The organism is Deferrivibrio sp., assembly GCF_055117995.1.
Genome location: NZ_JBSQOT010000002.1, coordinates 60120 through 79194, shown reverse-complemented (window position 1 = coordinate 79194; position 19075 = coordinate 60120). Strand labels below are relative to the sequence as shown.

General features: G+C 34.2%; 20 protein-coding genes. 9 read left to right on the top strand and 11 right to left on the bottom strand.

Annotated elements, in window-relative coordinates; translation table 11 throughout:
- Nucleotides 1-6 precede the first annotated feature (6 nt).
- The 3 genes from dapA to ACTCAF_RS01245 are packed head-to-tail and all read right to left on the bottom strand — an operon-like array spanning nt 7 to nt 2173.
- Nucleotides 7-888, bottom strand: coding sequence for a 4-hydroxy-tetrahydrodipicolinate synthase (gene dapA / locus ACTCAF_RS01255; protein ID WP_463061482.1), 882 nt, complete (start codon nt 886-888; stop codon nt 7-9).
- A gap of 15 nt (nt 889-903) precedes the next feature.
- On the bottom strand, nt 904-1695 hold the full coding sequence (gene dapF, locus ACTCAF_RS01250; protein ID WP_463061481.1) for a diaminopimelate epimerase: 792 nt from the start codon (nt 1693-1695) through the stop codon (nt 904-906).
- Between the two features lies 1 nt (nt 1696).
- Nucleotides 1697-2173 (bottom strand): hydrogenase maturation protease, encoded by a 477-nt coding sequence (locus ACTCAF_RS01245; protein ID WP_463061480.1) that lies wholly within the window; start codon nt 2171-2173, stop codon nt 1697-1699.
- A 147-nt stretch (nt 2174-2320) separates the two neighbouring features.
- On the opposite strand from ACTCAF_RS01245, the gene ACTCAF_RS01240 reads away from it, so the two are divergent.
- Nucleotides 2321-2554, top strand: a complete 234-nt coding sequence (locus ACTCAF_RS01240) for a hypothetical protein (protein WP_242819465.1) — start codon at nt 2321-2323, stop codon at nt 2552-2554.
- Nucleotides 2555-2556: 2 nt separating this feature from the next.
- Here ACTCAF_RS01240 and truA read toward each other — a convergent pair whose 3' ends face one another.
- The 5 genes from truA to lnt all read right to left on the bottom strand — a co-directional run bounded on the left by truA (nt 2557) and on the right by lnt (nt 6686).
- Entirely contained in the window at nt 2557-3303 is a 747-nt protein-coding gene (gene truA / locus ACTCAF_RS01235; protein WP_242819464.1) for a tRNA pseudouridine(38-40) synthase TruA, read from the bottom strand.
- Nucleotides 3284-4018, bottom strand: coding sequence for an energy-coupling factor transporter transmembrane component T family protein (locus tag ACTCAF_RS01230; protein WP_242819463.1), 735 nt, complete (start codon nt 4016-4018; stop codon nt 3284-3286). The genes truA and ACTCAF_RS01230 overlap by 20 nt, the downstream gene beginning before the upstream one ends.
- Nucleotides 4015-4857 carry a DUF1786 family protein gene (locus ACTCAF_RS01225; RefSeq protein ID WP_463061479.1) on the bottom strand — a complete coding sequence of 281 codons (843 nt, stop codon included), beginning with the start codon at nt 4855-4857 and terminating at the stop codon, nt 4015-4017. Before ACTCAF_RS01225 ends, ACTCAF_RS01230 begins: the two co-directional genes overlap by 4 nt.
- Before the next feature lie 163 nt (nt 4858-5020).
- The gene (locus ACTCAF_RS01220; protein WP_242819461.1) at nt 5021-5239 is read right to left on the bottom strand and encodes a twin-arginine translocase TatA/TatE family subunit; all 219 of its coding nucleotides are present in this window, start codon (nt 5237-5239) and stop codon (nt 5021-5023) included.
- Between the two features lie 73 nt (nt 5240-5312).
- Complete coding sequence (gene lnt, locus ACTCAF_RS01215; protein WP_463061523.1) at nt 5313-6686, bottom strand: apolipoprotein N-acyltransferase; 1374 nt, start codon at nt 6684-6686, stop codon at nt 5313-5315.
- Between lnt and ACTCAF_RS01210 the strand changes: the two genes are divergently transcribed.
- From ACTCAF_RS01210 to ACTCAF_RS01190, 5 genes are all read left to right on the top strand, one after another.
- A complete protein-coding gene (locus ACTCAF_RS01210) occupies nt 6631-6774 on the top strand; it encodes a hypothetical protein (RefSeq protein ID WP_463061525.1) in 144 nt (47 codons plus the stop codon). The two genes, lnt and ACTCAF_RS01210, sit on opposite strands and share 56 nt — an antisense overlap.
- A gap of 170 nt (nt 6775-6944) precedes the next feature.
- Nucleotides 6945-7292, top strand: a complete 348-nt coding sequence (locus ACTCAF_RS01205; protein ID WP_242819459.1) for an STAS domain-containing protein — start codon at nt 6945-6947, stop codon at nt 7290-7292.
- 19 nt (nt 7293-7311) lie between these two features.
- Nucleotides 7312-9135 carry a sugar phosphorylase gene (locus ACTCAF_RS01200; protein ID WP_463061478.1) on the top strand — a complete coding sequence of 608 codons (1824 nt, stop codon included), beginning with the start codon at nt 7312-7314 and terminating at the stop codon, nt 9133-9135.
- 81 nt (nt 9136-9216) lie between these two features.
- Entirely contained in the window at nt 9217-9693 is a 477-nt protein-coding gene (locus ACTCAF_RS01195; protein ID WP_463061477.1) for a hypothetical protein, read from the top strand.
- 24 nt (nt 9694-9717) lie between these two features.
- Nucleotides 9718-10536: a c-type heme family protein gene (locus tag ACTCAF_RS01190; RefSeq protein WP_463061476.1), complete on the top strand. Its 819-nt coding sequence runs from the start codon at nt 9718-9720 to the stop codon at nt 10534-10536.
- Between the two features lie 42 nt (nt 10537-10578).
- On the opposite strand, the gene ACTCAF_RS01185 is transcribed toward ACTCAF_RS01190, so the two are convergent.
- Genes ACTCAF_RS01185 through ACTCAF_RS01175 form a run of 3 tightly spaced genes read right to left on the bottom strand, consistent with a single transcriptional unit; the run spans nt 10579 to nt 15693 of the window.
- Nucleotides 10579-11985, bottom strand: coding sequence for a sigma-54-dependent transcriptional regulator (locus tag ACTCAF_RS01185; protein ID WP_463061475.1), 1407 nt, complete (start codon nt 11983-11985; stop codon nt 10579-10581).
- 10 nt (nt 11986-11995) lie between these two features.
- Nucleotides 11996-13114 carry an ATP-binding protein gene (locus ACTCAF_RS01180; RefSeq protein WP_463061474.1) on the bottom strand — a complete coding sequence of 373 codons (1119 nt, stop codon included), beginning with the start codon at nt 13112-13114 and terminating at the stop codon, nt 11996-11998.
- On the bottom strand, nt 13087-15693 hold the full coding sequence (locus ACTCAF_RS01175; protein WP_463061473.1) for a tetratricopeptide repeat protein: 2607 nt from the start codon (nt 15691-15693) through the stop codon (nt 13087-13089). Before ACTCAF_RS01175 ends, ACTCAF_RS01180 begins: the two co-directional genes overlap by 28 nt.
- A gap of 227 nt (nt 15694-15920) precedes the next feature.
- Here ACTCAF_RS01175 and proV point away from each other — a divergent pair, with 227 nt between their 5' ends.
- The 3 genes from proV to proX are packed head-to-tail and all read left to right on the top strand — an operon-like array spanning nt 15921 to nt 19006.
- Nucleotides 15921-17147 (top strand): glycine betaine/L-proline ABC transporter ATP-binding protein ProV, encoded by a 1227-nt coding sequence (gene proV, locus ACTCAF_RS01170; protein WP_463061472.1) that lies wholly within the window; start codon nt 15921-15923, stop codon nt 17145-17147.
- Entirely contained in the window at nt 17140-17970 is an 831-nt protein-coding gene (locus ACTCAF_RS01165) for an ABC transporter permease (RefSeq protein WP_463061471.1), read from the top strand. Before proV ends, ACTCAF_RS01165 begins: the two co-directional genes overlap by 8 nt.
- A 13-nt stretch (nt 17971-17983) precedes the next feature.
- On the top strand, nt 17984-19006 hold the full coding sequence (gene proX / locus ACTCAF_RS01160; RefSeq protein WP_463061470.1) for a glycine betaine/L-proline ABC transporter substrate-binding protein ProX: 1023 nt from the start codon (nt 17984-17986) through the stop codon (nt 19004-19006).
- Nucleotides 19007-19075 lie beyond the last annotated feature (69 nt).

The window sequence follows — 19075 nt, the reverse complement described above, 5'->3', positions numbered from 1 at the left end:
TATCCCTCAATTCTTTAAATTTATTCCAAGGTCTATTAATACTTTTCTAAGTTTGTCCTCATTTGCTTTGGTCATTTTTACTAGAGGTAATCTAATTTCATCCTCAATAAGCCCCATTAAGTATACTGCCTTTTTGACAGGTATAGGATTTGTTTCAAAAAAGATTGCTTTAAAAAGAGGGAAGAGCTTTAAGTGTGTTTCAAGGGCAGTTTTATAGTCACCGGCTTCAAATGAGTCGCACATTTTTGCCATAAGGTCAGGGACTATATTGGTGGCAACTGAGATTACCCCTTTTGCTCCGATACAGTATAGTGGATAAGATAAAGAGTCTTCCCCGCTTAAAAGTGCAAATTCATCGTCGGTATTAAGAATAATTTCTGTGGCCTGGTCAAGTGAGCCGCTTGCCTCTTTTATGCCCACGATATTTTTTATCTTTGAAAGTCTAATGACAGTTTCAGGCAACATATTGCAAGCTGTCCTTCCGGGGACATTGTATAAAATTATCGGTATATCGACAGCTTCGGCCACAGCCTTAAAGTGCTGATAAAGACCTTCTTGGGTCGGTTTATTATAATAAGGAGTTATTACCAAAGCTGCGTCAGCTCCTGCTTTTTTAGCATGTTCAGTTAAGAATATTGTTTCATGCGTGCTGTTTGAACCTGTCCCGGCAATTACGGGTACTCTTTTTTTGACTTGATCGATTACTATATCGATTACTTGGCAATGCTCTTCATAGGTAAGTGTTGCTGATTCACCTGTGGTCCCGCAAGGAACAATGCCGTCAGTCCCATTTTCAATTTGAAATTCCACCAAACGCCTTAAAGCTTCCTCGTCAACTTTGTTATTTTTCATCGGTGTTACAATTGCTACAATACTTCCCTTAAACATAACATCCTCCATCTATTAGTATTCAAAAGCTTCCCTGTCTAATTCACCTGTATAAATAACTCTTGCTTCACCCTCAAGGTATACTTTTTCATTTTCAAGATAAATTTTTAGCTTCAGTCCACTTCTTGTGATTACAGTTATAGGAGATTTTAACTTATTATTTTTAGAAGCAATTATTGAAACGGCTGCGGCACCCGTGCCACAGGCAAGCGTTTCAGCTTCAACACCCCTTTCATATGTTCTCATTTTTACAGTGTTGTCATTGACTACTTCATAAAAATCCACATTTGTCCCTGCAGGTGCAAAATGATTGTGATAACGCAAAAAAGCACCTGATTTTACAATATCAACACTTTCGGTATTATCAGTTTCAATGACAGCGTGTGGGACACCTGTATTTATGTAAGATAACTTATAATCATCCACATTAAAATTTAATTTTTCATCAAAAGGTTGCGTAAGTTGTACCTTAACATTAACCCCTTCTTTTATTTCAGCTTCTATTATGCCTGCGAGAGTCTCAAATTTCATCTGTTTACCTGCTATATTATTAAGGTAGGCAAATCTGGCAGCACATCTTGAGCCGTTACCACACATTTCCGCTTCTGATCCGTCAGAATTGAAAAAAGCCCATTTAAAATCTGACACTGTTGACTTTTCTATAAAGATTATCCCGTCTGCCCCCACTGAAAGTGATCTTTTGCATACCTTCTCAATAAAGTTCTTATTGTAATCAATCTTTTTATCCCTGTTATCTATAAGGATAAAATCGTTCCCCGAGCCACTCATTTTTGTGAATTTTATCATATTAACCTCTTGAAAAGTTTTTACTTATATTAAGTTCTTCAATGACTTTACTTTTAAGTTTTTGCATGTTTTTCTTTACCTTTTCAGATAGTGTCATATTCATTTGAATACTTTCTACCTGAATTCCAAAAAGTACTATTTCTTCGGGTCTGTCACCGATGAGCTCAGCTGCTAAAAGTATATCTTTCAGCCCCATCTGGTGGGGGGAAAGCTTACTTTCAAATATTGGGTCGATATCTTGACCTTCTGCACGGATAACTGTTCCAGGCTCAAATCCCATATCTATTGCATCTACAATTATCAACTTATCTGCCCATGCAATATAGTTTAGGAGGTCAAGCCCTAGAGTTCCACCTTCGACAATTTTTAATTGCTCATCTTCCAGAATTTCATTTTTAAGCTCTTGAGTGATAACGACACCGGCGCTGTCGTCATCCATAAGCAGATTGCCAAGTCCAAGGATTAAAATATTTTTCATACCCGAAAATAACACTAAATAATTTAAAATTCAACATTATTTAAGGTAGTGTATCTGAGCTTTCTGTTAAAAGGGCTAAAATAGGATATTTTTTGTCTTGATTAAATAAGGTATTTATATTAGAATTTTTCTAAATTGGAGGATAGTATGAGAGAAAGATATCTTTTTTTGAAAAAAGAGATAACAAGATTTAGAGATATGTTTGAGCATCTGCCATTATCTTACAGAGAAAAGTTAAAAGAATATGAAGAGGAATATGATTTGTTGAAAGAGAGTATCCTTGAGGAAGATTTAAGATGGGCGGATGAAGAGTTTTCAAGATGGTATGAAAGATATATGGTGTATGAGGTTATGACAACAATAAGGCTATCAGAGGGTTAAAGTCAGTAAAAAACTTCTTTTAAGTACAAACCTTGCGGGGGAGCAGTAGGTCCTGCAAACTCCCTATCTTTTTTTTCCAAAATATATTTTACTTCGCTAAATGGTGCATCTTTTTTGTACAGAAATATTGTTGTACCGACAATATTTCTTACCATGTTATGCAAAAAACCGTTTGCGTTGATTTCAAGGTTTATAATTTCGTTTTCCATGTTTATGTTGATGAAGTTTATTGTGCGAATATTGTTGTCTTTGATACTTTTTTTAGTGCACATACTTGAGAAGTCGTGCTCCCCTACAAAATAATCCAAATAACCTTTTAATTTTTTAATATCAATTTTTCTCCTAAACCACCACACTCTGTTTCTCAATAAAGATGACCTATTTTCCCTTGTGAGTATTTTATAAACGTATGTTTTTGATTTGGCACTTTTTTGAGCATGAAAGTTATGTTCCACATCTTCACAGCTAAGTATTGTAATGTCATTACTTAAAAGACTGTTAAGCCCCAATCTAAGAGAGTCATTGTTGATGTATTTTTCAGCCCTGAAATTAAAAACCTGCCCTAATGCATGAACTCCGGTATCAGTCCTTCCTGAGCCGATTATACATACCCTTTTTTTGAATATTTTTGTGAGCTTTTCCTCTATTTCACCTTGGACGGTCCTTAAATCTTTTTGGATTTGCCATCCGTGAAAATTAGTGCCGTCATATTCTACTATACACTTTTTGTTATAGTATACTGATTCCATAACATCCTGCTATTATCGAAGTGATTAAGAGAATATCTAATTTTCTCATTTTATCAATGGTCAATATATGCTCCCAATTTGTTCTGTAATTTAATGTAATCGATATCTGCTCAGCATAATAAAAAACCCTATTGAAAAGAGGTATTAAAAATGTATGAAGGGAGAATAATAGTCTTAAACCCTTTTTAGGGATTATCCCTCTTAGTTTTTGAGCAGTTATTATTTTATCTGCCTCTTCAAAGATAAGTGGGATGAATCTTATTGCAATTATACATGATGTGGCCATTTCTGTTGGATTTACCCCAAAAACTTTAAACGGCTTAAGAATTATATATACTATCTTAACTATATCAATTGGTTTTGTGGTTATTGTAAAAAGGGAAGATATTATAATCATAAGGGAAAATTTACAAGTGTATAAAAATGCAGCTATATAGTTTAAACCGTTATTATTGTCATAAAAAAGCTGAATAGCGAAAGTAAATATCAAAAGGTATCTGAAAGGTTTTAGCAGTGTAAGTATTTCCATTGGCTTTATTCTTGAAAGTAAGGTTATTGCGACAGCTATTATCGTATAAAATATAAAGCTTAGTAGGTCAAATTTAAGCCCTATAAAAATTAGAAATACAATTGTAGATAAAAATTTTGTAATAGGGTTTAGTCTGTGGATAAAAGAGTTTCTATGAATATATTTTCCGATTACTACTTTGTTCATAACAAATTCTGTTGCATGAATATTCCAACAGGCCCGGTAATCATCATATCACCGAGAGGGGATGCAAATACGATGTTTCCACCTTCATTTACCAAACTCCTTCTTTGGGGGCCGGTAACTAAAATAGGAAGATTTTTGTATGAATAAGGTTTGAATATTTTTGCACCATGCCCTTTGTCATCATATACTTCTTTGTTAGTAATGCTTCCTTCAATGAGCTTATCAATAAAATATTTAAACTTTTCGGGGGTTAACATTTTTGTATGATGTTCAAAAAAACCTAAAACCTTATAATCTTTGTCTACCAAACAGGCAAATGTATGTCCGTTTCCAATATCAACTGTCACTGCAGGCCATTTTTCATTATTGTAAACGGCGCCGAGTGCTGCGATAATTGCCGTATCTGTGATGCTAAAATTTTCTATCCCTTTCTTAACCAGCTCATTGTAAATACTATTAAACCTTGAAAAAGTATTTGGTATTTCGTGATTTGAAGGGAAAAATGCGTTTTTAAGACCGTCTTTCAAGAAATCTTCCAAGAAGTTCATTCTTGTGACTCTGTCAGACTGCCCCTGAATATATCCATGGTCCTGTACGGCAACATTATACTCTAAATCATAATTGTCGTATATTTTCAAAAGAGTATCTATAAGGTTAAAATCTATTTCTGATAAAAATATATCCGGATTTTCAACAGCTTCAACCAAATTAAAGCCCAAGTCAGCTACTTCGCTTAGGTCATCCCTAATGGTTTTTGCCGCCTTTTTTTCTACAAACACGGAAAACCCTTTTTTAAGATGATTTTTGAGTGCAGAGACTATCGGGCCTCCTCCAATCAAACTGCCACCAATAAAAATATCTCTGCTATAATTTTCTATTTTATCAGCGAATATTTTGGTAGGGGATGGATAGACTAATTTGATAAAATTTTCTGGCCGCTGGCCATCACAGTATATTAGAATATCCTGTGTGCCAGCACCAATGTCTATTGCAACTGAAAACTTACGCTTCTTTGTTATTGTCGGCTTCCTTTTTCTCTGCAGTTTTTTTGTCAGATTCAGGAGTGATGTCTATAGCATCTTCGGTTTCTTTAGCCGCCTTTTTAAAGTTTTTAATGGCTTTCCCCATCCCTTCTCCAATCTGAGGGAGTTTTCCTGCACCAAAAATAACAAGTGCTATTACTAATATTATTAAAATTTCTTGTGTTCCAAGTCCAAACATATCAACCTCCAAATTTGGGTTTCACATTATTATATCTTTTTCTTTTTCAAATCAATAGGTTTCTTATATGTTTTTAATATCTTTCCCTTTTCACACTGAAAATAAGAGAAATTAAAGCATAAATACCAAGCCAGAGGTATCCGTATTTTGAAAAAAGGCTTCTCTTATTGCTATCAATGTTGACATTAGCTTCTATTATGTCTTGTTTATTGTTGCCAATTTTATTTATTATTTCACCTTTTTCGTTGATATATGCTGATATGCCCGATTGGGTTACTCTTATCACCGGTCTCATAAACTCTTTAGCCCTCACGATATCAATGGCAAAATGTTGAGTCCTGCCTAATGTTTCCCCAAACCAACTGTCATTTGAAAGTATTACAAGCATGTCAGGTGATTTATCTTTAAAAGCATTAAATATTATATCGTAAAAAGCACTTTCATAGCATATCAGAGGGAGTATATTGATATTGTTTGAGTTAAATACCTTGTGCACTTTTCCCCTTGAAAAATCTTTTGCATCCCCAAAAAAGTATCTGCTGATAGGGGCTGTGATTATTTTAAGCGGGAAATACTCGCCGAATGGGACAAGGTGCATTTTGTCATAATATTGGTAGCTACCTTTTGAGAAAAAGAAAGCACTATTGTAGTAATTTAATTTTTGGTCATAGCGGATATTTCCGAGCAGCAAATCTTTTTTTAGTGAAGATTCTGTTATATAGCTAAAAGTTAAATTGTCAGCTTGAATAAAAAAAGGGAAAACAGATTCCGGTAAAAGGATTAAATCTGATTTTGATTTTGATGCAATCTCTATCATTGAAATTACCAAATTTTTTATTTCTTCCCTTTTTTCAGGTAGCCACTTCTCTTCCTGTTTATAGGCAGGCTGTATTATAGATATATTTAATGATTTGTTGTATTTTATTTCTGGCTTAATTACATTTGATGTAATCAGCAATAAGATAACGATACCGGTCGGGATAAGTTGCTTGGTATTTTTTTGTGAAAGCACTTTGTAAAGGGATAGATTGACAAGAATAATTATTAAAGATACGCCGTATTCGCCAAATATTGAGTAGAAATTTGTAAAGATTTGAGAATTATATGGTATTAGCCCGAGGTTAAGCCAGGGGAATCCGGTAAAAATTTTTGACCTTAAGATTTCGATTACTACAAACACTAAAGCTGAAATAACAATTTTATCTGTTTTTAAATTCAGATAAAAAAAGAGCAAAAGATATATAGACATGTATAGGGATAATCCAAATACCGCAAGAACCCCTATGATTAGCGGCGCCCCTCCAAAGTGGCTAACGGAGGAATTAATCCAAAACAGATTGAAAAAATAATATGTGGTTGAAAAAATCAGTGTCTTAGTAAAAAAATATTTTTTGTCTTTAAGAGAAAATAATACAGGAATAAAACTGATAAAGCTTAGCCACCACAAATCTAACCCCGGTGATGAGAGTGTGAGCAGTATAGCACTTAGAAGGGGTAAAAATATTAATTTCATTATTCTCCCTAAATATAATTGAATATTATTTTGCCCTGTTTCTATATTCCAAAATAATTAGCGGGGCAACAAAAATCATTAATTGAATTTTAAAATAAATCAAGGTAATATTATCTATGAAGCTTTAATATTAATATGTGTCTATAATTAATGAAGTGTAAAATTATATACAATGCACAAGGGGGCAAGTTGATGAGCTTTACTTCAAAATTATTGGAAGATAAAAAAATTTTTGTTGTTGAAACACCGGAGAGGATTGATGCTGCAAACTCTCCTGAGTTGAAAGATATGATTTCAGATACTGTTTCCAAGGGGATTTTTAAGATAGTAATTGACATGAGTAAGACAAACTTTATCGATTCAAGCGGTTTGGGTGCGCTTGTGTCTAAAATATCTATTTGTAAAAATAACAATGGGGATGTCAGGCTTGTGGTTTTGAGTGACAGAGTACTGGAAATACTTGAAATTACCCATTTAAATAAGATTTTAAAGTTATATAAAACGGTAGATGAGGCGATAGCAAGCTTTACGGAGGGTTGATATTATTAGACCTGTTTACTTGAATGAGCCTGATTATTCTAAAGAACTTTTCTTAATCCCGCCAAAATATAAGGGGAAAATATTAAACAGACTTTTTTTGCTGTATGGTAGTGATACAGGTAAAAAGATTTATGGTGAAATAGAGAGGCTTGTAAAGGTACATCATGCTTACATAAAAAAAGGATTTGATTTTATTCCCGAGAACAGAGAAAAGTTTACTTCCCGTGATACTGTTCTCATAACATATGGAGATATGATTGTAGGGGGGAATAAAAAGCCCCTAAAACATATAGCTGATTTTTGCAAAAAATATCTTAAAAATGTGTTTAATTCAGTTCATATCTTACCCTTTTACCCTTACAGCTCTGATAGAGGATTTTCTGTTAAGAATTTTACCGAAGTTGACCACAGAATCGGCACTTGGGAAGATATACATAATTTGAGCAAAGAGTTCTCACTCATGTTTGATGGTGTTTTTAACCATATTTCATCAAAAAGTGCATGGTTTCAGTCATTTTTAAACGGTGACCCCGAATTTAGAGACTTTTTTATCACGATTTCAACCTCAAAGATGATATCTGAAGAGCATCTGAAGCTTATTGTGAGGCCAAGGACAACTCCTTTATTTACTGAATTTCTTACCATTGACGGGCCAAAACTTGTTTGGACAACTTTTAGCAGTGACCAAATCGATTTAAACTTTAGGAATCCTAAGGTACTCACGAAAATGATTCAAATATTACTTTTTTATGTCAGGATGGGGGCAAGTCTTATAAGGCTTGATGCTGTTACTTATCTTTGGGAGGAGTTGGGGACAGAGTGTGCTCACCTGAAGGAAACTCATGCAATAATTAAACTTTTTAGGGATATATTGGATATAACGGCGCCATATGTAAAACTTGTAACAGAGACCAATGTGCCTCATGAGAAAAACATACAATATTTTGGAAATGGGTATGATGAAGCTCAGATGGTATATAATTTTGCTCTTCCGCCACTTGTTTTGCATGCGTTTTTAAGGGAAGATACTACTGTTTTATCAAAATGGGCTTCTACTATAGACAGCCTTAACGATTACGCAACTTTTTTTAACTTCCTTGATTCTCATGATGGAATAGGGGTTTTGCCTGTAAGCGGTATCTTGGATGAAAGAGAAATAAACTACATGGTGTTGAAAACTATTGAAAATGGTGGATATATCTCCTACAGGACAGACCAAAATGGTGAAGAGGTTCCATATGAGCTAAATATCACCTGGTACAGTGCATTAAATGGTGATTCCACAGTCGAAGATAAGGGGATAAAAAAATTTATTGCCTCTCGTGCTATTGCACTCAGCTTAGTGGGGGTGCCTGGTATCTATATTCATGGGCTTCTCGGCACAAAAAATGACGGGGAAGCAGTGTTAAAAGAGAAACAAACAAGGAGTATTAATAGAAAAGTTTTTAAATATAAAGAGATAAAAGAGATTTTAGATGATAAAGATGCCATTCAATCAAAAATTCTGAATTTGTTGACAAGGCTAATTGCTATTAGAAGTAGTGAGAAAGCTTTTAGTCCAAATTTTAAGCAAAAAATTTTTGAGATAGACAACAGACTGTTTTGTGTTTTCAGATATCTGAATGATGAAGATGAATGTATTTTGAGTATAACAAATGTGTCTGACGATATAATTAAAATTGATTTATCAAAATTTAGAAAATATTTTTGTTCTGATAAAAATATTGATATCGTATCGGGCAGGGAAATTTTGTTGAATCAAAATTTTTTGATTGAAGGTTATCAGGTTATTTGGATTAAAGGTTCTTTGAAAGGAAATATTCAGGATTTTGAAAAAATTTAATTAAACTATTTGATTTTATTGCATGTTTATAAAATTGTGTTAAAATTAAAATGTGCATAGTTTATTTTAATGGAGGAAGTAATGAATCCAAATGTTGTGCCCCGAAAGTTAATTGGTCTTAATGAGCTCAAGGTAAATGATATAAAACTTAGAAGGCTTTTTATATTGATTGATGGGAAAAAGGACTTGAATGAGCTGGCAGATTCGTGTCATATGGATTTGCAGGAATGTGTTGAAAAGATAAATGAACTAAAAAAGCTCTCTGCCGTTGATGTTGATGAAGATGAACTATCAGGTTCAAGTGGTGGGGATGTACTGGATGAATATAGTCTTGAATGTTCAGATTTTAATGATTGCCTTATTAAGTCCTTATCTTTATTTATAGGGCCTGTTGCATCACTGATAGTTGAGAAGAATGTTCAAAAGAAAGAGAAGATGAATGTTTATCAGATGCACACTATTATAGAAAACCTTTCCAAAGAGATAGATAAGATTGAGGACAGAAAAAAGTTTATTGATTTGATGAAAGGGAAGATAACTGAAAAATTGAAGGATTAGATTTTATTATAACCGGAGGTTGTTATGTTTAAAAGTATTCAATCCAAGATTAACTTTGCAATTTTTATTGTATTACTGATTATTTTTGGTGCTTTTTATTTTATTATGGATCAGCAGAAAAAAACAGAAATTATGGATCAAAAGCTGAAACAAGCACAGGTTATTTATCAACAGCTAGATTATTTGAAAACATGGATTGGTAAGAATGGCGGTATATGGATTAAAGATATAAAAGATGACAGGTATATTGTAAAAGAAGGAAGATATGCGAGGAAAAATACATCTATTGTGCTGGCAGAGCTTTCCGATGCAAGTTTGGGTAATAAAGATTACAAATTTAGGGTTGTGAGTCCAAAGCCACTTAATCCTAAAAATTTATCTGATGCTTTTGAAAACCAGGCATTGATGAAATTTAGAGCAATGAGTCCTGATGCTGAGATATATAAGTTTGATTTTGATAAAAAAATACTACGTTATGTTAAACCGATGGTTACTTCACAATTTTGCCTTAAATGTCATCCTAATTATGAGCTTGGCAGCATTGAGGGTGGAATAAGTATTACAATACCGATAGAGGATATCATTCAGCAAATTAAGCAAAACCGTATTTATTATGCTTCATTTTTTGGGATTACCATGGCAGTCTTGCTTGTAATTATGGTTTATTTGATGAATGTAATTGTCGTTAAGCCTATAAAAAAACTGACTGATCAGGCAGATAAGATTAGTACGGGCGAGATAAATGTATCTGCCGAAATCCATCGGGAAGATGAAATTGGAGAGCTTTCAAAAGCAATCGAAAGATTAAGAATCAGTTTCAAAAAGATGATGAACTTAAAATAAATTGAAAGGGAAGCTTGGGCTTCCCTTTTTTTTACAATACACTTAATCGATACCTGTCAAATCAATACCTTTTTCTCTATATTCGTTGAGCTTGTTGCGCAAAGTCCTGACAGTGATCCCTAACAGCTCTGCAGCTTTGGTACGGTTGCCGTCAACTTCTCTTAAGGTTTTTAATATAAGCTCTTGCTCCATTTGAGAGATTGTGACACCGGCTTCTAATTTTATGTTATCATGCTCTTCATGAATATTATTTTCATATGCTATCGGTTGGATTTTTTGCTCACTTGAGAGTGTGTCATTGAATGTTATGCCGTGTAAAAATAAATCTCTCGGGGTGATGTATTTTTCTTTGGAAAGTATTACAGCTCTCTCAATCGTATGTTCTAATTCCCTGACATTTCCAGGCCAATCGTAACTTAGTAAATGGTTTACTGTTTCCTGAGAAAGCTTCTTTAAAGGTTTTGAATTTATTTCGCTGTATTTTTTTATAAAAAAACTTGTCATAGCGATTATATCTTCTTTTCTCTTTCTCAAAGGGGGCAATTCTATATTTATAACATTTAGTCTGTAATATAAATCTTCTCTAAAATTTCCCTTTTCCACTTCTGTTTTCAGGTTTCTGTTGGTTGTAGCTATAATTCTTACGTTTACTTTTTGTTTGGTGGTGGACCCAAGCCTTTCTATCTCTTTTTCTTGCAGCACACGAAGCAGTTTTGCCTGTAGATTTAAAGGGACTTCTCCAATTTCATCAAGAAGGAGCGTCCCACCGTCAGCAAGCTCAAATTTTCCCGCCTTTTTACTGACAGCCCCGGTAAAGGCACCTTTTTCATAACCAAAAAGCTCACTTTCAATAAGACTTTCAGGTATAGCTGCGCAATTTATCGCAACAAATTCCCCTTTTCTTTTACTGTTTTCATGGATAAATCTGGCAACAACCTCTTTGCCAGTCCCTGATTCCCCTGTAATAAGAACTGTTGCCTCAGTAGGGGCAATATCTTTTGAAATGTTAAATACTTCTTCCATGAATTTACTTTTATAGACAAGGTTGGTTGGGTTATCGGATGGGGTTTTTATGGCATCTTTTATTTCAAATACCCTTTTTATCATCTCTTCAATAGCTTCGATAGGGAATGGTTTTATGATAAAATCGAATGCACCTTCTTTTAAGGCTTTTACGGCATTGTCCACAGTTCCGTAGGCAGTAATAAAGCATATTGGGGTATTTATCCCGGCGGATTTGAGCATTTCGTACATTTTAAGACCGTCAATCTTTGGCATACGGATATCGGAAATTATCAAATCATAAGGCTTTTTCATTGCCATATCAAACCCTTCACTTCCATCCGATGCCACATCCACATCAAAATTCATCCTTTTTACCGTCTCAAAAAGCGCACTTTGCATATTGTCATCGTCATCCACTATAAGAATGCTTTTTTTGTCAACCATAATCCCCTCACTATTTATTTGGCAGTATAATTTTGAAAGAGGTGTATTCTCTTTGTTTGCTCTCAGGAATAATGTTGCCACCATGAGCTTTTATGATTTTATAGACAATTGATAATCCAAGACCTGTCCCTTTTGCTTTTGTAGTCTGAAATGGTATAAACAGCCTGTTTAAAAATTCTTCAGGTATCCCTTTACCGTTGTCAGTGATTTCAATTACTGAATGTTTTTCATTGCAAAAAGATGTTACAACAATTTTACCGTTTTCATCCACTGCATCGATTGCATTGTGTATAAGGTTCATAATGCACTGCTTTATAAGCTCCACATCGCAATAAGCAGTATCTTCTTCATTGATTTTGTTTTGAAAAATAATGTTTTTATCTTTCATAAGGTGCATAAGATACAACACAACATCATCAATTATGTCAGAAATGTAACATTTTTGTTTGTTCACTTTTACATCCTTGGTAAATAAAAGAATATTTGAGATGGTATTATTGATAGTCTTTACCCCTTTCAAAATAGCGCCGGTAAGTTTTGTTTTTTCGGTGTCAGCGGAAATATCTCTCTGCAGTATTGATGTGAAAAGTTCGATGCTGCCGAGCGGATTTCTTATTTGATGGGCAATATTTGCTGCCATTTCGCCCATAAGGGTCAACTTTTCGTTGCGGCTTTTCTCAATTTCCGTAATTTTCAGAGTTGTGATGTCATCAAATATATAGATAAGGCCAAAAATATTGTTCATATTAAATTTACTTACACTGAGTTTGAAATAGTTTTCTTTTATATTAAACTCATAGATACCACTTTCAGTGAAGGAGTAAAGGTTGTTTAAAAAATCCTTGCCGAAATTTTTAATGGTATTGTCGGCAATTTTGTTTTTCAGAAGAATTTCATATGTATTGCTTACTGTCAGTATTCCGCTGCTACTGTTCATTAAAATAGTATCTACAAGCTCTCCATATTCCTTTATCTGCCTGTTTTTCTCTTTTAATTCATCCTTTAACCTCTCAACTTCTGTTTTAAGTGCTTCATAGCTTGCAGTAAGTGAGGATGATGCTTCGCTGAATATCTTAAATGCTTCCTGAAGCTCTTTTATATCTATTGACTTCTTAGTTTCTTTTTCCAATTTAAATCCCTCAACTCAACAGTTGCTTTATCGTAATATTCAGACTCTTTGAAATTATCTGCCACATTTTGAAAATATTTAATTGCCTCATCATTGTTACCTTCATTTAAGGCTATCTTACCAAGGTAAAATGCAGCATCCCCTTTTATTTTGTTGTCTATATTGTTCAGGTTAAATAATTTTTCAAAAAAGCTTCTGGCTTGAAGATAATTCTTGTTGTTGAAATAGTATACACCTGCCTTAAATAATATTCTTGAGAGTTCATTGTCTTCTGAAATGTTGAACTTAAAAATTTCGGTATAAAAATCCTTAAGAATCGCATCATCGGTTATTTTTTCCGTGAGTATATTTCTTAACATTACAGATAATTTATAGTCCTGCTTGTATTTTTTGAGTTCATTAAAACCTCTTTTGGGGTCATTTTTGTAAAACTCCTTGGCGAGAAACTGCAACTGCTCCTGATTTAATTTGTTTATATCATAATTAAAGGTGTCTTCATTCAGTAAGAGTTTTATGATAAAAACTTCATTATTTATTACATCTTTGATTTGAATTATGATATCTTTTGCCCTTTTTATTTCGCCAAGTGAGTAATATGCGTATGCAACGTAACTGAAGATTGATTCTTTTGCATCCTGATAGAGATATTTTATCCAGGATTTATTGTCATTGTACGATTTGAGTATGTCAATGTAGTTTCTGTCTTCTGCAAGCTTTGAAAATTTGCGCACAAGATTTCTGTTGAGTATATCCTGAAGTTTTTTACTGCTTTCCCCTTCACGTATGTTTATAAAATATTCTTTTGTAAAAAGCTCTGAAGCATCAAAGTTGCCTGAATTTTCAAGTGACAATATGTATTCGTAATATGCTTTATCAAGGAGTTTTTTCCATCTTTTAATATCTGTGGAAGAAGTTCTTGAGGCAAGATACTCTTCAGATGATTTTATTGCATCCAGGTACTTTTTTTGTTCAAGCAGTGAGTTGATTTCAGTAAATTTTATATATTCAAGTATCTTGCCTATTTCATCTTTAAATTTTGTATCAGGAAACTCCGTGAGCAGTTTGTCAATTTCAGCTTTTGCCATTTTCAGGTCATTTTGCATAAAGAAATTTTTTGCATTTTCCATGTAAATTTTTTGTTTTATTTCATAAACCTGCTGAAGATATGGTGAATCAAAGAAATTTGTTTCAAATATTTTTATGTATTCCAATGTTTTGTCAAATATTTTTTCTCTGAAGTAAGAACTGATTATAAGCAAATATCCCTCTGCTCTTATGTTTACGTCTATATCGGTATTGATAACATAATTTAAAAATTCCACCCAGTAATCCGTGATATTTTTATCAAGGTACTTGTCGGCGTATCTTAAAGCAGCCAGCAGACCACCTTTTTTGTTGTAATATTTGTTTTTTGTATCAAGGTATAATTGGTCGGCGATTTTATCTTTGCCGGTTTTTTCAAATATTTTTGCAGCATTATACATTGCAAGGTCAGCAAATTTACCATCGGGGAATAGATTGTATATTTTCTCGTATACATCTATTGCCCTGTTATAAAATTCTTTTTTTTCAAGAATTTCAGCAAGACTGAACAGTATATCTTCCCCAAGTTCATTGTACTCAATATCTTTATCAATTATCTTTGAAAAGTATTCGTATGCAGCATTTATATCTTTCAGTTGGCTGTAAAGCATACCTATTTTTGCATAAAATTTTACATTATCAATTTTGAATATGCTGAGCATTTCTTTGTAGCTTTCTATTGCCTTATCAAACTGCCCGATATTTTCATAAATTAACCCTATTTTTTCGTATGCCTTTCTTGCGATATCTGTTTCAGGCATTGCGCTTATGATGTTCCTGTATTCGAAAATCGCTTCATAGTAAAGGCCTGCTTTTTCTTTGGCAGTAGCAGAATTCCATAATGCGTCAATGTAAAGATAGCTATTTGTGAATCTTTTGGCAAAGTCTTCAAATATTGCTGAGGCCTGTACGTAATTTTTGTCTGATATTTTTCCAAGCCCCATATAAGCTATCCCGAGAAGGTAATATGCCTCTTGTCCATAAATATCGTCTCCGTGTTTTGACAAAAAATCATTTATTTGCAATATGGCATTTTGATAATCTTCATTGTTAATTGCATTTTTTATTTTCAAAATATCACTTTCTGCCTGCGGGTCTTTTAAAATTTTCTTTCCTGTGATTGCCTTGGGACTTTCTATTACATTTTTTACATTGGCATTGTTGTTAATGATTTTTTTGGAAAAAATAATTTTGACTCCGTCAGAAACTTTTGCCGTGTCAAGACTTGCAGGCATTTTTAGTGAAATATAAAGTTTATTTTTGTCAGAAGTCATGTTTTTTATAAAAATGTCTGAAAGCTTTTCAACGTTAATATCTATATTTTTATTAAAAGTGATTGTTGCATTTTTATCATTTAGTTGTGAAGACAGTATTTCTACTTTGTCTTCCTTAATGTAAAGCTCTGTGGCATAGTCGAGTTGTTTTATAAGTATTTCCCCGGCAAAACACATCAGGCTGAATGCTGAAATAACAAAAACTAAAAGTATTGTTCGCATGTAGAAATTATAGCAGAAAAATCAAGATATTGAAATATTTTAATGCGAATGTTGCCGGCAAAATGTGTCTGACTCTTTTTCAAAAAGGTTTGTCTCGGGTGGCAAACTTGACAAATGTGATATATATGTTATGGTTGATTGTTATGTTAGAGGTAAGTAATCGTTGTATCTCTTCTAAAAAGTTCAAGTTAGAGCCAAAAAATTAATATCTCATAATTGGAGGGTTAATGAGTCAAAGTCAAAAAATAGTTGTGAATAATTTATTCAAAATTTTTGGTCCTACTCCGGAAAAGGCTATGAAGCTTTTAAATCAAGGCCTTTCAAAGGATGAAATTTTTAAAAGGACAGGGAATAATGTGGGAGTTCAGGATGCTTCATTTTCAATTAATGAAGGGGAGATTTTTGTTGTTATGGGCTTATCCGGTTCAGGAAAATCAACGCTTGTGAGAATGCTTAATAGACTTATCAAGCCCACGAGTGGGGAAGTAATAATAAACGGCAAAGATATTACAAAGCTGAGTGATAGAGAGCTTATAAATATGAGAAGAAGTGAAATGAGCATGGTATTTCAGTCTTTTGCGCTCTTGCCTCATCTAAATGTTATAGACAATGTGTGTTTTGGTCTGGAGTTATCTAAAATTGAAAAAAACAAAAGATATGAAAGAGGGCTCAAAGCTCTTGAACAGGTTGGCCTTGCTCAATATGCCAACAGCATGCCTGATGAATTGTCAGGAGGTATGAGGCAAAGGGTTGGACTTGCAAGAGCTCTGGCTGTTGATCCTCAGATACTTTTGATGGATGAAGCTTTTTCAGCTCTTGACCCACTAATCAGAAGTGAAATGCAGGATGAATTATTGGAATTGCAGGCAAAGCATAAACGGACAATAGTTTTTATTTCCCACGACCTGGACGAAGCTATTAAATTAGGTGACAGAATAGCTATAATGGAAGGGGGGAAAATTGTACAGATTGGGACCGCTGAGGAGATTTTGAAAAATCCAGCCAATGATTATGTTAGAGCATTTTTTAAAGGGGTAGATCCTACAAGTATATTGACGGCGGGAGATTTAATAAGAAAGGACACTCATGTTACCATAATAAGACACCCGGGGGATGGCCCCAGAGTGGCGCTACAAAGGCTTATCAGCTATGATAAAGATTATGGATATGTGCTGGACAAAGAAAGAAGGTTTGTAGGAGTAATAAGTGCTGATAGGTTGAAAGAGGAGATGGACAGAGAAGGTGATACTAACTTGTTGGATGCTATCCTTGAAAAGATTGAGCCTGTTAATATAAATGAGCCTATGCAGAATATACTGGAGCTTATAACTAAAACTAATATCCCTATACCAGTAGTTGATGATGAAAACAGGTTTAAAGGGGTTATTTCAAGGAATTCTTTTCTGAAATCATTGTATTCAAGCAAAGTTGAAATGGGGGCGGAAAATGTTTGATAAAAAAGTGATACCTCTTGATAAATGGGTGCAAAACGGGATTGACTATGTAGTAGAAAATTACAGAGAAGTTTTTCAGACAATAAAGTTGCCAATCGAAAAAACACTTGAGGGGTTGGACTGGCTTTTTAACGTGGTTAATCCTGTTGTTATGATAATTTTATTTGCACTGGTTACACTAAAAATCTCAGGGAAGAAGCTTTCTGTTTTTACAACTATCTCTCTAATTTTTATAGGTTTGCTTGGGCTTTGGAGTGAAGCTATGACTACTTTGGCAATGATAACGGCTTCTGTTTTGTTTTGTGTAATTGTTGGCATTCCTCTTGGTATTATTTCCGGTAAAAGTGATAAATTTGAAAATATGTTAAAACCAGTACTTGATGCAATGCAGACAACTCCGGCTTTCGTATACCTGATACCCGTTGTAATGCTTTTTAGTATTGGCACGGTATCAGGAGTTATAGCTACAATAGTTTTTGCACTGCCGCCTATCGTTAGATTAACTAGCCTTGGTATAAGGCAGGTGGATAAAGAGCTTGTTGAGGCCGGTATAGCTTTTGGTGCAACAAGCTGGCAACTATTAGTAAAAGTGCAGATTCCTCAAGCGTTGCCTACAATTATGGCAGGGCTGAATCAAACAATTATGATGGCACTATCGATGGTAGTAATTGCAGCACTAATCGGTTCTGGCGGACTTGGTGAACCGGTTTTTCAGGGTTTGAACAATCTTGATATAGGACTTGCTTTTATAGGGGGCATTAGTATTGTTCTGTTGGCAATTGTGCTTGACAGAGTAAGTCAAAATATAAGCAAAAAAAAATAACAAGGAGGATGAGATGAAAAAAACTATTTTGACGACTATTTTGGTGGCTATTTTATGTCTGCCGGTATTTGCTTATGAAAAGTATCCGGGAAAAGGTATTACAGTGAAGCCGGCAAGGGCGACATGGGATACCGGATATTTTCAAGAGGCTTTAATAAGAAGGGCACTTGAAGAATTGGGTTACAATGTCAAAAAACCTAAAGAGCTGCAAAATGCACTGTTTTATAAATCTGTTGCTCTCGGAGATGTAGATTACTGGGCTAATGGATGGTTTCCAAATCATTGGGGGCAAACTCCAAAAAACTTTAAAGAAAAAGCAGGGATTTATGGGACAGTTGTGAAGGCTGGTGGACTTCAGGGGTACCTTGTTTCAAAAAGTGCTGTCCAAAAGTATAATATAGTTTCACTTGATGATTTCAAAAGACCTGAGGTCAAAAAGGCTTTTGATTCCAATGGTGATGGAAAGGCTGATTTGGTAGCTTGTCCTCCCGGATGGGGTTGCGCCCTGGTTATAGATCATCATATGGATGTTTATGGGTTGAAAGAACACATAAATCTAATAAAAGCGTCCTATGCGGCAAGTATGGCAGAAGCTATGGCAAAGCATAAAAAAGGGGAACCTATTTTCTTTTATACATGGGCTCCCAACTGGACAATCTTTAAATTAAAGCCTGGTGAAGATGTTATGTGGATAAATGTTCCCAAAATAATACCAAGATCGTCTCAGAAAGCTGCTGAAGACAGAATGACAGTCAGTGGAGTAAAAGGGGCGGTTACGGATCCTCTAAAGGCTGGTTTTGTGGTAAGTGACATTAATATCGTAGCTAATCACAAATTTATGAAAAAGAATCCCGCTATTAAAGCATTTTTTAGTGTATTTTCTCTACCCCTTGAAGATATTAACGAGCAAAATACAAAAATGTATGAAGGGGAAAAGTCTGAAGAAGATATTGCCAGACATGTCGATGAGTGGATTGCCAAGAATAAGGAAAAGTGGAACTTGTGGCTTGAGACTGCCAGAAAGGCAGCAAACTGATTTTAACTTTACAGCCCGTCTTTTAAGACGGGCTTTTTTGTTTTACTTAAAAATATTTAATTAAATTAA